The organism is Bacillus sp. FSL E2-0195 (assembly GCF_038003645.1).
GTDB lineage: Bacteria > Bacillota > Bacilli > Bacillales > Bacillaceae_G > Bacillus_A > Bacillus_A mycoides.
On record NZ_JBBOPN010000001.1, the window covers coordinates 3369812 to 3385010 of the forward strand.

Below are 15199 nucleotides of genomic sequence, written 5' to 3' on the forward strand. Positions count from 1 at the left end.
TGTTCCATAAACTGTTTTTTTAACGGGATACTTACAATAAGCGCTGACATTGGCACATCTCCCTTGCATTGAATTAACTTCATTGTATAATTTTTCATTTATTCTAACAATAACAACAATAAAAAGACCCTCCTAATTTAGAGGGCCTTTCCTAATAGCAAAACTGTATTATTTCGTAAACATTTTCTCTGCTTCATCCATTGCCATTTTGTTACCTAAAGCAGAATAGTCAAGCCATGGTTGATCATTAATAATGTATACGTGCTTACCTTTAACAGCTTTTAAGTCTTTCCAAATTGGTGTTTCTTGCAGTTGTTTAAATGCTGCTTTTGCTTTATCGTCTCTGTTTACGACAACGAAAATAGCATCCGCATCAAAGTCAGGTAATACTTCTTGTGAAATTACTTCGAAAGGACGGTTTCCATCAATTTTCTCTACACCATTTGCAGGTTGTAATCCTAAGTCTTGGAATAGAATTGGTCCCATCGGTCTTTTCGTACTAAATACACGTAATTCTTTTGCAGTAACGCGAATTGCCATTACTTTTTCGTTATTACCTAACTCTTTATCTATTAAACTTTTTACTCGTTTTGATTGTTCTTCATAGTCTTGAATATATTTATCTGCTTCTTTCTCACGGTTTACAAGTTTACCTACTTCTTTTAAATGATCTCTCCACGTACCTTCATCTAAATTAAAAGTATGTGTTTTTGCAATTTTTTCGTATTTCGCTAAATCTTTGCCAGCATATTTTTCATCCACATAAATTTCAGATGGTTTTAATTGTAGTAATGCTTCCATATTCGGATCTGTTACAACGCCCAGTTTCTTCGTATCTTTCAACTGTTCTTTCACGTGAGGTAAGAAATCTTTTAAATCTCCACCAATTACAGAACCTACCGGTGTAATTCCTAATGCAAGTAAGTTATTCGTTAAATGAATAGACATAGAAGCAATTTTTGGATCATTACTTTTTTCAGTTTTTTTAGTTGCCTCTTCACTAGATTTCGTTTGACCACATGCTGATAATACTAAAATAAACATAATGCTAAATAAAATAGTAAGTTTCTTTTTCATATGTTCTCCTCTTTGAAGTATTTATTTTGTTTTTGTAAGTAAATAAAGAAAATATGGCGCACCTAAAGCCGCTACTACTACGCCAGCTGGAATAGAGTTTGGCTCAAATAAAGATCGCCCTATCGTATCCGCGAGTACTAAAATAATCATTCCAATTATGCCAGCTAACGGAAGGAAATGTTGATATGTACTACCTACTAACTTTCTTGCGATATGCGGAGAAACTAAGCCGATAAAGCCAATTCCCCCTGCCATTGATACACTTGCACAAGACAATCCTACCGCTGTAGCTAAAAGCAGTAACCGTTCTTTTTGAACAGATACACCAAGTCCTGCTGCTACACTATCACCTAGTGACAGTGCATTTAACGTTTTGGATTTCAGCCATGCGTACGGAGTTAGTATCAAAATCCAAGGTAATAACGCTAGGACATGAATCCAATCTCTTCCCCACACGTTACCAACTAACCACCTAGAAGCGAATGTATACGTCTCATCATTTAACTTGAGCGAGAAAAATAACGAAAGTGCACTAAAACCAGCTGAAACTGCAATACCAACAAGAATAAGTCTAATGGGAAGTAAACCTTTCGACCGATCACTCGCAAGCAAAACAATAAGAAATGCAGCTAACACTCCTCCGCCAAATGTAAATAACGGTATTAAAATCGATGCACTCTCGTTAATAGAATGAAAGAGAGTAACGAATACAATAATCCCGAAAGATGCACCCGAGTGTAATCCAAGAATACCAGGATCTGCGAGAGCATTCCGAGATAATCCTTGCAAAATCGCACCGGAAACCCCAAGGCCAATACCTGCTAACATTGTGATTATAATTCTTGGCATACGATAATCGTATAGCACTGTTGCACTCTCAAAATCACCATAGCCAAAAAGCGTTTGAATTACTTTGAGCGGTGCGATGCTCAGCGTTCCCGTATTTAAGCTAATCAAAATTACAGCGATACTTATACATCCGAAAATTGTAGTTACAGTAATAGCTCTCTTTTTATCCGTGCTAAAAAGATCCTTCACTTATAACTCCCTCCCAACTTTACGTGCTATATAAAGGAAGAACGGAACTCCAACAAGAGCTACCATAATTCCTATCGCAAGTTCTTTAGGAGGATTTACTGTTCTTGCTCCTAAATCAGCTAAAACTAATAAAATAGCTCCTAATAATGCTGACATAGGAATAATAAGTTGATAATTAACACCTACTAATTTTCTAGCAATGTGCGGGATGACCAATCCTACAAATCCAATGGAACCAACAGCTGAAACAGAAACACCTGCTAGAATCACTACCATAATCATCCCGAGTATTCTCGTTCGGTTCGTTTTTACACCTAAATTTGTAGCGACATCATCCCCCATGGATATGAGTGAAATAGATCGCCCTAGCGCTGTCGCAAAAACAATTGTTATGAGAATAATAGGCACTAAAAATTTCAAGTGTTCCCACTTAACCCCCGCAACACCACCAGCATACCAAAACGCTAAATCTTGGCTTAAGTCATAATAAATCGCGACACCTGAACTTAACGAATGTAAAAGCGCGGCCATAACTGCCCCTGCAATCGTTAACCTCATCGGCGTTAGCCCGCCTGATGTTGCTGATCCAATAATAAAAATGAGTACTGTACTTAAAACTGCTCCAATAAAGGAGACAATCATTAAATAGGAATACGGCATATGCGGGAAAAAAGCAAAACTAAGTGCTACTACAAACATCGCACCTGCATTTATTCCGAGTACACCTGCATCAGCTAAAGGATTTCGTGTTACCCCTTGCATAACAGCTCCAGCGACTGCAAAAGCAGCTCCTACAACTGCTGCGCCAATTACCCTTGGGAGCCTTAATTCATAAATAATTTGATGCTGTGTTAATTTCGGATTATAATCAAAAACCGCTGCCCACACAGTTTGCAAATGGATATCCTTTGCACCAAATGCAACGGCTAAAAATATAGCTCCAATTAAACATATAATTGTTAAGCTCATGAAACATATGAACTTAATATGTATCCAGCGATTATTGCCAGCATGTACAGTAGACTTATGTAACATGTTTCATTTCATCCTTTATATTCAGTTCTTTTTTATAATTATTTTTTATTTATAATCATTATTGATAATAATTATCATTTTCATTTAGATATTATATCCCCACTTTTTTTAAATAGCAAACTATTTTTTTACTTTGTTAAACTATCAAAATACTTATTACAATTTCCTTCTAAAACTTCCAAATACATGCAAAATGACGTACTGTTTTATTTTCGAATTTGTAGTATACTAAGTTATTATTTTGATTTTTCAAATAATAATCCTGAAGGTGAAAACATGTTTTATGTAAAACAACTACTCTATTTTACTTATGAACAAGCATTATCCTGTTTGTTCCCTGTCGTTATTTTTTAACACTTGCTCTTTCAAAAATCATTTCGATTCCAGGGCTGTACCGATATGATTTCATACTCATCGTATGCCTTCTTATGCAGTGGATTATGTACAAGACTGGTCTTGAAACGAAAGACGAACTAAAAGTAATTACTGTCTTCCACCTCATCGGCCTTTTACTAGAAATATATAAAGTACATTTCGGTTCATGGAGTTATCCTGAAGAGGCGTATTCAAAAGTTTTCGGAGTTCCGCTTTACAGCGGTTTTATGTATGCGAGTGTCGCAAGTTACATATGCCAAGCGTGGAGAAGATTGCATTTACAAATGCATCATTGGCCGAAAGCTACTTTTGCAATACCTCTAGGAGCAATGATTTACTTTAATTTTTTTACACATCATTTTCTATATGACTTTAGATGGGTATTAACTTTAATTTTATTCATTGTTTTCTTTCGCACATTTGTGGAATTTTCATTACGAGGCGTTACATATAAAATGCCGCTCGTACTCTCATTTTTCCTTATCGGATTCTTTATTTGGATTGCAGAAAACATCGCTACCTTCTTCGGAGCATGGCAATATCCAAATCAACGGGAAACATGGAGCCTCGTTCACCTTAGCAAAATTAGCTCATGGTTTTTACTCGTTGTTATTAGCATTATGATTGTTACACAACTCAAACATTTGAAGCAGTCGAAAAGATAATGCTGATTATGTAAAAACAGTTAGCCCATCACTCATTAGAGAGTGATGGGCCTTTTTTAAACCATCCTCATCAAAGGCATTATAGGTTCATCATAATTTACGAGAGCATAAGCAGTTGCACATTATGAACTAGTACTAGCAGAAGAGGTTGCTGCAGATGAAGCGGCAATCGTTGCCATCATAGCTGCCTGTTGTGCTTGTATGAGGACTTCTATCATAGTTTGTAAACCTGTGTTGGTAGCTTTACTCTCCTCACCTTTCTGACTTACAAACAGTTGAATAGCAATAAGAATATTCGTATCTGTATGCCAACGGAAAAATTTCTCCCCTTGCAATTTTTCAATCAATGCTTTAATAGAATGAATCTCTTTTTCTCCATCCTCAAGTAACGCTAGTAGCCCGATAGCTGGATAATGCATCTGTTTCACTTTTACCTTTTCTTGTTTTAACAACTTCCATATGTTTGTGCATTTTGCAACTAACATTTCTTCACGGACATCCTTCTTTAGTGAGAGGATATGACTTAAAAACTGAAGATCATTCCCTTTACGCAAACCAGCTTTCGCTAGTTTCTGATACAGACGTTCCACTCGGTCCATAAGTGTTTCTACATTCTCTGATTGTCCTGCTAGTAAAACCGCGAGCGGATAATCATTTGTACCTGTAAGAAAAAGATGATCCTCTTTCATCCGTTTATATACTTGCATCGAACGCTGAATGTGCGTGCCATGCTGTTCATTTTCTTCTGTTAAAAGCACAGCTGCTGCGAGATAAGTAAATATACTCCGGCTAAAGCCACCAGCGACCAATTGTTCATATAAATCTAAAAACCTCTGAAAAGCTTCCTTGTAATCTGTAAAGTGAATATCTAATGTTGCGGACACCACAAAGCGATGATAAGACTTTAAGTATGAAAACATCCCTACCTGATTCTTAATATAACTACTAATTTCTAAAAAACGTCCGAGATCAAACAGTTTATCACTACCTGCATACATAGCAGCAATCATCATACCTGTTCGAGAATCACTCGTTTTCCATTTTAGTTCTCCCTTTAACTGTGCATATGTATGTGTGTATTGCTCCAACTTTTGTTCCAATGTAATCATAGTATTCCCCCATTTTCTAGTTCCTCTCTTTTATTATACGTATATTCCATATTTAGGAATACCCTATTTCATACAGATTTTGCAACCTTATACTTTCTTCTGTATTATTTTCAATATTTTTCTATTAAGTAATACAAAAAAAATAATAACTACCATAAAACTTAGGATGTTTCTTTATCCTAATTGGTTGGTTTTCTTTCCTTCTTCATCAGCATCACGATGATTAGCGTTCATAATCCTTAATCCTTCAAGAAGTTCAACAACAAAAAAGATAGATAATAAATTATCTACCCTTTTTTGTCTATATATTATTTAACATTACCAAAAACTAAAGAGCCTTAATAATACGTTCCATCGCCTTCATTTGCCCAATATGGTCTGCTTCATGATAAAGCATCATACCGTAAAGCTCTCCAACTGTTTCCAACCCTAAAAATGGCTCTGGAAGTTTATTTTCAAATGCTTCTGCTGGAATTTCTTGAATGCGCTTCGCTTGTTCTTTTAATTGAACCGTTAACACTTCTAATGATGGCCCTTCTGTTTTCCATTTAGATGGTCTTGAACCATATCCAAACATACCTGGATATTCAGTTGGTAATTGTTTAAATTCTCTTCCAAACATGAAAGTTTCTGCCGCCGTTAACACGTGACCGATATGCCAGCGAATTGTATTGTTAAAGCCCTCCGGCTGCGTATCCGCAGTTTTATCATCTAACGTTTCCATAAATTGAAGTAATGCCCCACGCGTTATTTCAAATTGTTTTAAACCAATTATTCTATTCATTTTATCGTCTCCTTTTTTATGTACAATTTATTATGAACTAAGGATGTTAAACTTATTAAAGTTTCACCTTGTTTAATCTATCAGAAACAATTAAGAAAAACATCTAATATGCTTAGTAAAAATAATAAAAAGGTTCACCCCTCGTAAATATAGAATTACTTACTACACAAATAGTTTAGTAAATAAAAGAGGAGTGTAGTTGCATGTTACATGTTTTAAAACAGCAATATAATCTTATTAGCTCTACAAGAGAAACTCTATTTTCGTTTTTAGAAGAAATCCCACGAGAAAAATTGCACAGCACGGTTCCTAATTTCGGAAGCGGTAGCATTATGAAGACGCATATTCATGTAGCCGATTGCTATCGATACTGGCTTGGAACATTCGCATTTAACCAAAAACGAGCAGATTTCTCATTTGCTAGCGATTATGAAATTGAACATGCAGATGTCACAAAAGTCCGTGCTAGATTTAAGATAGTAGATGAGACTGTACAACGCTTTTTAGATGAATACAATGACCGGTGGCTCGAAAATATAGCAAATGAAGTGAAATGGCAAAAAGAACCTTGGAGCACAACTCCTCTATGGCTTTTAACTCATGCGGAAACACATGAATTTCATCATAAAGGTCAAATTGTATCAATGGCTCGTCACCTCGGATACACTCCTCCTGACACAGACCTTAGTTAGTTAATTACTGCAACTGAACTTAATAAAGTGAAACTTTAATCAGTGAGGGCTTTGTTCGTCCTCCACTCATTATTAGCCTTCACCAATCGGGCGTTTACGGGCAGTTGATCTCCCACCTAACTTCTTTGCTCCAGCCAAATTTTAAGGTGGGAGTCTTACTGCCCACAAATAGCGGGATAAACACAAAAAGAAAGAGCCCGTTTTGATTAATATTTTTCAAAACATGCTCTTTCTTTCCGTAAATAAGTTAATCGTTTATTATATTACTTCCTCACCTATAACACCTGTTAATTAAAAGATTCCCTCGTTACCTCAATAAATTGCTGCAGTGGCGATGTCATCCATTTATCTTTATGCCATGCGATTTGCGTATAAATCGGAGCGATTGTATTTTCTAAATGTAACTCTTTTATCGTTCCTTCTCGTATATCTTTTTCTACTACTATCGCTGGTAACACAGCTATACCTAAATCTGCAATAACGCATTGTTTAATTGCCTCGACACTAACAAATTCAATCTTATTTGCTGGGTATACATCTTCCGCACGGAATAACTCTTCAAATAAAGTCCGATACGAGCAACCTAGTTCTGTTAGTAAAAGTGTTTCGCTTTCTAAATCTTTTGTAGAAACGGAAGGTTGTTCAAGTAAACGATGCGTAGGAGCAGCTACTACTTTTAATTCTTCTTTCATAAGTGGCTCCACATGTAAAACATCCTCTGTTTTACATTCGTCCAAAATAAATACAAGATCTACTTTCCCCTCCATCAATTGTTCCTTCGCATCTTTATTGGAATGTGCAGGTTTAAATATAAGCTTTATTTGGGGAAATTGTGCTTTAAATTTCTTTAATATAGATGGAAGCCTATATGTACATTGACTTTCTTGTGCACCGATTATTAACGTACCCGCTATTTCCTCATCATCTTTCACAGCCATTTTCGCTTCGTTACTAAGTGCAATCATCTTATCAGCATATAGTTGAAACTTCCTGCCTGCTTCAGTTAAGAAAAGACGTTTTCCTAATCTTTCAAATAATGGCGTACCGAGCTCAGCCTCTAACGTTTTAATTTGCGCCGTTACACTCGATTGAGCAAAGTTCAATTTCTTCGCAGTTTGCGTAAAGTTCAAAGTGTCCGCTGCTACTTTAAATGTAATTAACTGTTTTATCTCCATTTATCATCCCTCTTTTCAATCGGTATTTCCGATTGATTCCATCGAAATAATCCTCTTTTTCTATTGATATTTGTATTGTATGATAAATAGCATCGACAAACAATAAAATGGAGGTATTCCATATGAAAGCACTTTGTTTCGAACAGTTTGGAAGTCCAGATGTACTACAATATAAAGAAATACATGATCCAATCATAAATCCAAATGAAGTTCTTGTTCGCATGCAAGCAATCGGATTAAACTTCGCTGATATTTATAGACGCCGCGGCGATTATCATCTCGCTGGTAACCCGCCTTATATATTAGGTTATGAAGGCGCTGGTATTGTTGAAAAAGTAGGAGCTAACGTTACTACTATCAATCCCGGAGACCACATTGCATTTGCTGACGTTCCATTCTCAAATGCAGAATTAGTTGCGGTTCCATCTGAAAAAGCAATTACACTTCCAGACTCTATTTCTTTTGAAACAGCCGCTTCTGTCTTATTGCAAGGTCTAACAGCACATTATTTAACGAAAGATAGCTATCAAATAAAACAAGGCGATATAGCTTTAGTACACGCTGCAGCTGGTGGCGTTGGTCAACTTCTCGTTCAAATGATTAAACTACTGGGCGGAACAGTAATCGGTCTTACATCATCAAAAGAAAAAGCACAAGTAGCTACGTTAGCTGGTGCTGATCACGTATTTTTATATACTGAAGCATGGCATACGAAAGTACTTGAGGTGACTAATGGTGCCGGAGTAAATGTTGTGTATGAATCAGTAGGTTCTACACTCGTGGAAAGTTTTAACGCTACTAAAATTGGCGGTACTGTCGTATTTTACGGAATGGCCGGCGGTAATCCTATACCTGTAGATCCACGTATGCTTATGGATACTTCAAAGACTTTAACAGGTGGAGACCTTTGGAATGTACTTACTACTTTTGAGGAACGTAAGCAGCGCTCCGCTCAATTATTTGATTGGATTGCTAGTAGAAAATTAAACATCGCGAGTCCTACTACATTCTCTTTACAAGATGGTGCTCTTGCACATGAATTATTAGAGAGCCGAAAAAGTACTGGGAAGATTTTATTAATTCCGTAATCTTTACAATAAAAAAAAGAAAAGATAAGCATATAAAAGAGCATCGATTCCGATGCTCTTTTAGTATGGAATTTTGTTAGTTTCTTTTTATTCCAGTAATTTTCGGCTCATCATATGAAATAATGTCGATGATATGGTTCAAACAAGGAATTTGATAGTGAACGAACTGCTCTTCAGGAAATATAAATTCAGCAATTGTTCCTGCTTTAACAAAATCCAAATATCTTGATTTTGAGTAAACTCTAAAAATTCTACCATCTGAAATTTCGTAGTCATCCATTACAGTAAACGATTCATTAGTAACGGAGTAAGCAATATACGATTCAAAATCCAATTGCACAATTGGCAGATTGTCATCAACATCAATGGATGATGCTTCTATTTCAACCTCATCTTTAATTTTCATAAGTCCCTTAGTTTTATTAACTTTGCACCTATCAATAAGTACCCTCAATAAATTTTCTTCAGGTTCAAACAATTTGTTTAAATATATATATCCTTTAAATTCCATCAAATCTTGAAAATCCATTATTCCCCCATTTTGAAAATCTAAAAGGAATCGTAATACACCCTGTTAAATTTCCACACTTTCTTTCCCTTTTGCAACATAACTCATATCTCCAACCGATTCTACTGTATATTCCCCATCTTGATATACAACTTTCGTTACACTTGCATTCTCTACTCCCAGTTTTGTTTTACTACTGTCTAACATTTCTATTAAGGCAGTAATCAAAAGCCCATGAACGACAACTAAAACGTTGCCACCTCCATTTTTAGCAGCTTCTTCACTAATTTTATCCATCTCTGTTTTTATGCGAGTAGAAAATAATTCCCAATCTTCCGCTTGTTTCGTAGGGTCTGCTGCTCTAATAAGATTAATCACTTCTTGAATAGAGAACTTCATAAGTTCTTCTGGTGATGCAACGCCTGCAGCTTTTCCAACCACATCCCACATATTTTCAAGTTTTTCACCTTCAAAAATACCAAAATTTAATTCTCGTAATTTTTTTCTTTTCTCAAGTTTTAACTTTGATTGCTCACTATATTTTAATACTAAATTAGCAGTTTCAATCGCTCGGCCGCTATCACTACTATATGCATTCATAAAATGAACATCTTTTAATCCCGTTCCTAAATTAGAGGCAACTTCCACACCTTTTTCTACTAACGGGGAGTCTGCCCAGCCTTGCGCGCGATGATTCGTATTTAATATTGTTTTTCCGTGTCTTGTAACATATAACGTAACTACATTCTCATTGCTATCTGTTTCTCGATTCTTCATTCTATTCTCTCCCTTTACATTTCTATATCAATTTTACCACCTTAATTATTCATTGAGCAAAATATACGTAAGTGAATTTGCTAAATAAAAAAAGCTATCTTTCTGTATATCTCTACAAAAAGATAGCATCTTTTATGATTACATTTCTTAACTGATACTCCTACTCAGCAAAAGCACTCGAATACTGTACAATTCCTTCTACACCTTGCAGAGCGTTCTCACTTAACTCAATCACCATAAACACTTCATCTGGCACTTCAAATGGTGCTTTTATATTCCACTCACTTGCTTTCTTAAATCCAAACTTTGGATAATACTCTTGATGCCCTAACACAACAACTGATCCGTATCCAAGTTCTTCCGCCTTTTCTAAAGCAGAAGCGATTAGTTTTCCGCCGATTCCTTTTTTCTGATAGCTTGGAGAAACTGATACTGGCGCAAGCGCTAATGAATCTACAGAAGCCCCATCTTTTTCTATTGTAATTTTCGATAACATAATGTGACCAACGATTTCCTCATCTACCGCAACAATTGATAACTCTGGAATAAATGCGTCACATTCTCTAATACGTTTTACAAGTTCATGTTCCTTTTTATCGCTAAATTCTTCATTTAAAAATGCTTGTTGTACAACTTCTTCTGTTTTTCTATAATCGTTTTTTTGTTCTTGTCTAATCGTTACCATTCTATATTATCCTCTATTCTTTCTTATTTCTTTTTCAATTTTACGAAGCGCTTTTTTCGATCCGCGCTCAATATCATGCTGCATTTTTCTTTCTTTATAATCGACAAATAGTGTATTTAAATCATATCCTTCTGGGTATAATTCTTTCGCCGCTACCTCTAAAGTAATACGTTTTACATTCACTTCAACGAATTCACCGTTATAATATACAACAACATTATAGAAATTATCTTTTTCCTTATATACAATCCCGAAATCGTTATGATCTAACAAATTCACACGGTCGCCAATTTTATATTCATAGTCATTTTCTCTTTTTTCTTGCACGAATTTCGGTTTTCTAATTTTACTTTCATTCACTTTTTCTATAGCGTATTCTTTATTTCCCATATACTCTTTCGCTCTTTGCAGTACATGTTCTTTTACATTCATTTTATTTGCAATCCAAAGTGCATTGCTTTCACCAGATTTACCGATCACTAATTTATAAAGAGGCTCCAATGTCTCACTATTAAATTGCATTGCTGCGTTCATAAAATCACCGTGCATTTCTGAAAATCGTTTTATTTCACCGTAATGCGTACTCGCAATTGTAATACATCCCGATAGATAAAACTCTTCTAAAATAGATATCGCAAAAGCCGCACCTTCATTTGGTTCTGTGCCGCTTCCTATTTCGTCAAATAACAGTAACGTATTATTATTTGACATCCTCATGATTTCAGAAAGATTTTTCATATGAGATGAAAATGTACTTAGTGCATTTTCGATACTTTGGTTATCACCAATGTCTACAAATATATTTTCGAAAATAGCAATTTCTGTTTCTTTATCTCCAGCGATGTGCAATCCTGACATCGTCGCTAAAGTTAACAATCCGATTGTTTTTAATACAATTGTTTTCCCGCCTGCATTTGGTCCTGTAATAATTAAACTACGATAGTTTTGACCGATTTCAAAGTGTAACGGTACTACTTTTCCGCTTAAAAGCGGATGCTTACAATTTACTAAATGAATGTAGCCATGATCATTTAACTTCGGCTCTATTCCATCAATTGATTTACTAAACTTCGCTTTCGCAAATACCATATCATATTGGCTAATTAGTTCCATATTAATTTTTATATGATAAATATTTTCTAATACCATTCCTGATAAAGTCGCTAAAATTTGATACTCTTCCATCGCTTCTTCTGCTTTCAAACCCGCGAGTTCCGCATTTAACTTTGTAACCGTATGCGGTTCTATAAATACAGTAGAACCTTTTGCAGAAGCTTCAACAATACTTCCAGCAACTTGATTTTTATAGGAAGATTTAATCGGAATCGTATAGCGATCATCCTTTTTACTAATAAAGAATTCCTGAATATACTTCTTATTTGCACTACTATTTAAAAACTTCGTTAAACGTTCTTTTATTTTTCCATCTACAGAATCAATGTTATTTCGAATTCGTTTTAACTCTTTACTAGCCGCTGCATCAATGCTATTACCTTTAATGGAAAAGTTAATTTCCTCTTCAATACTTTTAAATTCAGTCATCGAATTCGCATAAGAAGCTAATACTGGTGCAAAAAATTCTTTATCTAACATAAATTTTTTAATCTTTCTACATCCACGTAAAAAGTCTGAAACACTCACTAACTCTGCTGGATCTAAAATCATCCCTTTTTCTAATTTTTGAATTGTACTAGCGATATTAGAAATTCCGAAGAAAGGCACATGCCCTTCTGCATCTACTATAGCTCGTGCTTCTGTCGTTTCATTTAAGCGATTTCTCACTACTTTTATACTCGTACTCGGCTCTAATTTATTTAATAATTCCTTACCTAATCCACTTATACAATATGATTTCACTATTTCCATTAATTCGTTATATTGTAACTTTTCAAAAGTCATCGTATTCATTTTGTTTCTCCTCACTATGATTGATTTATATCATAAATGAAGATACCTACTCATTAGATTCCAATGAGTTCTACATTATTCAATTACCATTTTTATACATCATAAATATATACAAAAAAGCTGCGGGGATACCGCAGCTTTTACATTTACAAGGCATGTGTAATAACATATGAGAAAATAAGCCATAAAAACAGATGGCACTCCCCTTATTACACGCTTTATAAAGTATTGTAGGTATCTTCATAGGTTTCGAAATAAATGCATGACAAAATTAGGGGTATGATATACATAAAAATCCCCTGGTCTTATCCGATTTATTTCATTAAATTTTTCCTATTTAGTACCTACCGCACTCACAAAAAGCACCTCTCATTAATTTATATTTTATGTTCATTGAAATCTAATTTATTGAAATCATCATACTATATGTTTTATAAGAAGTAAAGGTGTCATACTTTAATAACTATGCAGAATGTAAAAAAGAAGAGGAAACTTATATTTCAGTCTACCTCTTCTTTTCATCACCAATTTACCGCTGAACATATATGGAAACTGAGCCTCCACTTACATGGAATTGCCCCCATCCGTCCTTATTAATTGTTACAGTATTTGTTTGATTACCCGTAATATCGTACCATACTTCCCCAGCGTTATTCTTTCCAACATCCATCCACTTTGATCCTCCTGGTCCGTCCGAGAGTAATGTCGCTAAACCAGAATTAGCATGTACACCATCGCCTTCTCTTGTCCAGCCAATCACATCTGGATGGTCTAAATAATCACGCTGCGTACCATATGCAAAGTTTTTTCGTGCCGTCAAAATTGGATCAATTTTATCTTTTAACGCTGGAATTTCATAACTACTATTTCCGCTTGTCCCATAGTAATCACCATAGAAAACTGAAGGATAGCCCTCTGCACGAGTTAAAATAAATGCATATGCCAGCGGCTTAAACCACGGACTTACTACAGATTCCAATGACTGCCCAGGCTGAGAATCATGATTCTCAACGAGAGTAACTGCGAGTGCAGGGTGATTTTTCATTACTGTTCCATTTAAAATATTTCTCATATCATAATTCCCATTTCCTGTTGAAGCATAATGAAAATTGTAATGAAGCGGTGCATCAAACACAGATTGATTATAATTGACTTTCGCTAAATAATTGTTTAAAGCCTGAACATCATTTTGCCAATATTCAGCTACTGTAAACATTTCTCTCCCCGTTTGCTGTCTGGCATGATTTACCCAATCGCGTAAATATTCATGATCAATATGTTTAACAGCGTCCAAACGAAAGCCATCTAAATTTAATTCATTCGCATACCATGTTCCCCAATTTTTCATCTCATTCGCAACATCAGGATGATCAAAATCAAGATCTGCATACATCAAATAATCATAATTTCCATTTTCGCTAGACACTTCCCAATCCCACGCTTTATCTACACCCCTAAATTTATAAATTCGATTTAATTTCCTTCCTTCATCCCAATCCGTTCCGTCAAAATGATACCATTTCCATTTGAAATTAGAATAAGCATCTCCGCGCCCTGGAAAATTAAACCCCGTCCATGCACTAATTTGATAATCACCTGATACTTCAATATTTCGATTGTTACGGTCTACCTCAACAGCTGTTACGGTTTCAGTATAATCAGCCCCACCTTTATGATTCATAACTACATCACCGTATACGTCGATGTTTTGCTTATGTAAAGCGTCAATTGCAGATTTCAACTGTGCTTTTGTCCCATATTTCGTCCGCACCGTTCCTTTTTGATTGAACTCCCCTAAATCATATAAATCATAGGCCCCATACCCTACATCATTTTGCGAAGTCCCTTTATATGCAGGTGGTATCCATACAGATGTGATTCCTTTATGAGCTAAACTTTCAGCATCGGAACGCAAACGATTCCAATGATTCCCATCATTCGGAGCGTACCACTCAAAATACTGCATTAATGTTCCATTGTTCACTGTTGCTGCTTCTGCCTTATTTCCCTCATATATATTAGGAAAAAGCAAAATAAACAATAAACAGACTACCGTAATCCTTTTCAACATATTTACACCATCCCTTTCAAGAAAACGTTTGCATAATTTATTAAAGTTATTATAATATTCGTTCTACAGTTAGTAAAGTAACAATCTTTTAATCTCTCACATTATTTTTCAAAATATGAATTCAACTATTCCACAAGTACCCCATATAGTTTAAAATTCACATCGGATTCAAAATTGTTTACAATTTATCTATAAAAGCATAACGGAGGGAT

12 protein-coding genes and 2 pseudogenes are annotated in these 15199 nt (G+C 35.3%); 3 read left to right on the plus strand and 11 right to left on the minus strand.

The features are described from left to right. Positions 1-168: 168 nt before the first annotated feature. The 3 genes from MHH59_RS17385 to MHH59_RS17395 are packed head-to-tail and all read right to left on the minus strand — an operon-like array spanning position 169 to position 3150. Complete coding sequence (locus MHH59_RS17385) at positions 169-1077, minus strand: iron-hydroxamate ABC transporter substrate-binding protein (RefSeq protein WP_002014213.1); 909 nt, start codon at positions 1075-1077, stop codon at positions 169-171. Positions 1078-1098: 21 nt separating this feature from the next. After that, on the minus strand, positions 1099-2115 hold the full coding sequence (locus tag MHH59_RS17390; RefSeq protein WP_002014212.1) for a FecCD family ABC transporter permease: 1017 nt from the start codon (positions 2113-2115) through the stop codon (positions 1099-1101). Next, the gene (locus tag MHH59_RS17395) at positions 2116-3150 is read right to left on the minus strand and encodes a FecCD family ABC transporter permease (protein ID WP_002128403.1); all 1035 of its coding nucleotides are present in this window, start codon (positions 3148-3150) and stop codon (positions 2116-2118) included. 276 nt (positions 3151-3426) lie between these two features. Here MHH59_RS17395 and MHH59_RS17400 point away from each other — a divergent pair. Then, positions 3427-4190: pseudogene (locus MHH59_RS17400) on the plus strand (DUF817 domain-containing protein). Positions 4191-4312: 122 nt separating this feature from the next. Here MHH59_RS17400 and MHH59_RS17405 read toward each other — a convergent pair. Then, positions 4313-5349, minus strand: a pseudogene (locus tag MHH59_RS17405) (DUF4003 domain-containing protein). Between the two features lie 278 nt (positions 5350-5627). After that, the gene (locus MHH59_RS17410) at positions 5628-6083 is read right to left on the minus strand and encodes a DinB family protein (protein WP_002014205.1); all 456 of its coding nucleotides are present in this window, start codon (positions 6081-6083) and stop codon (positions 5628-5630) included. Positions 6084-6286: 203 nt separating this feature from the next. Between MHH59_RS17410 and MHH59_RS17415 the strand changes: the two genes are divergently transcribed. Next, a complete protein-coding gene (locus MHH59_RS17415) occupies positions 6287-6775 on the plus strand; it encodes a DinB family protein (protein ID WP_033729937.1) in 489 nt (162 codons plus the stop codon). Between the two features lie 287 nt (positions 6776-7062). Here the strand turns inward: MHH59_RS17415 and MHH59_RS17420 are convergent, their stop codons facing one another. Then, positions 7063-7950 carry a LysR family transcriptional regulator gene (locus tag MHH59_RS17420; RefSeq protein WP_016127368.1) on the minus strand — a complete coding sequence of 296 codons (888 nt, stop codon included), beginning with the start codon at positions 7948-7950 and terminating at the stop codon, positions 7063-7065. Between the two features lie 122 nt (positions 7951-8072). Between MHH59_RS17420 and MHH59_RS17425 the strand changes: the two genes are divergently transcribed. Further along, the gene (locus tag MHH59_RS17425) at positions 8073-9038 is read left to right on the plus strand and encodes a quinone oxidoreductase family protein (protein WP_002128409.1); all 966 of its coding nucleotides are present in this window, start codon (positions 8073-8075) and stop codon (positions 9036-9038) included. Positions 9039-9114: 76 nt separating this feature from the next. On the opposite strand, the gene MHH59_RS17430 is transcribed toward MHH59_RS17425, so the two are convergent. The 5 genes from MHH59_RS17430 to amyS all read right to left on the minus strand — a co-directional run bounded on the left by MHH59_RS17430 (position 9115) and on the right by amyS (position 14987). Then, positions 9115-9567 carry a hypothetical protein gene (locus tag MHH59_RS17430; RefSeq protein WP_016127369.1) on the minus strand — a complete coding sequence of 151 codons (453 nt, stop codon included), beginning with the start codon at positions 9565-9567 and terminating at the stop codon, positions 9115-9117. A 45-nt stretch (positions 9568-9612) separates the two neighbouring features. After that, positions 9613-10323 carry a histidine phosphatase family protein gene (locus tag MHH59_RS17435; protein ID WP_016127370.1) on the minus strand — a complete coding sequence of 237 codons (711 nt, stop codon included), beginning with the start codon at positions 10321-10323 and terminating at the stop codon, positions 9613-9615. A 160-nt stretch (positions 10324-10483) separates the two neighbouring features. Beyond that, positions 10484-11008 carry a GNAT family N-acetyltransferase gene (locus MHH59_RS17440; protein ID WP_016127371.1) on the minus strand — a complete coding sequence of 175 codons (525 nt, stop codon included), beginning with the start codon at positions 11006-11008 and terminating at the stop codon, positions 10484-10486. A 6-nt stretch (positions 11009-11014) separates the two neighbouring features. Next, positions 11015-12916: an endonuclease MutS2 gene (locus MHH59_RS17445; RefSeq protein WP_340851952.1), complete on the minus strand. Its 1902-nt coding sequence runs from the start codon at positions 12914-12916 to the stop codon at positions 11015-11017. Between the two features lie 529 nt (positions 12917-13445). After that, positions 13446-14987, minus strand: coding sequence for an alpha-amylase (gene amyS / locus MHH59_RS17450; RefSeq protein ID WP_340851954.1), 1542 nt, complete (start codon positions 14985-14987; stop codon positions 13446-13448). Positions 14988-15199 lie beyond the last annotated feature (212 nt).

Excerpts from the sequence above, each read along its gene's own strand:
- MHH59_RS17420 (WP_016127368.1), bottom strand. The coding sequence starts at position 7,950 with ATGGAGATAAAACAGTTAATTACATTTAAAGTAGCAGCGGACACTTTG.
- MHH59_RS17445 (WP_340851952.1), bottom strand. The coding sequence starts at position 12,916 with ATGAATACGATGACTTTTGAAAAGTTACAATATAACGAATTAATGGAA.
- MHH59_RS17385 (WP_002014213.1), bottom strand. The coding sequence starts at position 1,077 with ATGAAAAAGAAACTTACTATTTTATTTAGCATTATGTTTATTTTAGTA.
- MHH59_RS17395 (WP_002128403.1), bottom strand. The coding sequence starts at position 3,150 with ATGTTACATAAGTCTACTGTACATGCTGGCAATAATCGCTGGATACAT.
- MHH59_RS17415 (WP_033729937.1), top strand. The coding sequence starts at position 6,287 with ATGTTACATGTTTTAAAACAGCAATATAATCTTATTAGCTCTACAAGA.
- MHH59_RS17435 (WP_016127370.1), bottom strand. The coding sequence starts at position 10,323 with ATGAAGAATCGAGAAACAGATAGCAATGAGAATGTAGTTACGTTATAT.
- MHH59_RS17425 (WP_002128409.1), top strand. The coding sequence starts at position 8,073 with ATGAAAGCACTTTGTTTCGAACAGTTTGGAAGTCCAGATGTACTACAA.
- MHH59_RS17430 (WP_016127369.1), bottom strand. The coding sequence starts at position 9,567 with ATGGATTTTCAAGATTTGATGGAATTTAAAGGATATATATATTTAAAC.
- amyS (WP_340851954.1), bottom strand. The coding sequence starts at position 14,987 with ATGTTGAAAAGGATTACGGTAGTCTGTTTATTGTTTATTTTGCTTTTT.
- MHH59_RS17410 (WP_002014205.1), bottom strand. The coding sequence starts at position 6,083 with ATGAATAGAATAATTGGTTTAAAACAATTTGAAATAACGCGTGGGGCA.
- MHH59_RS17440 (WP_016127371.1), bottom strand. The coding sequence starts at position 11,008 with ATGGTAACGATTAGACAAGAACAAAAAAACGATTATAGAAAAACAGAA.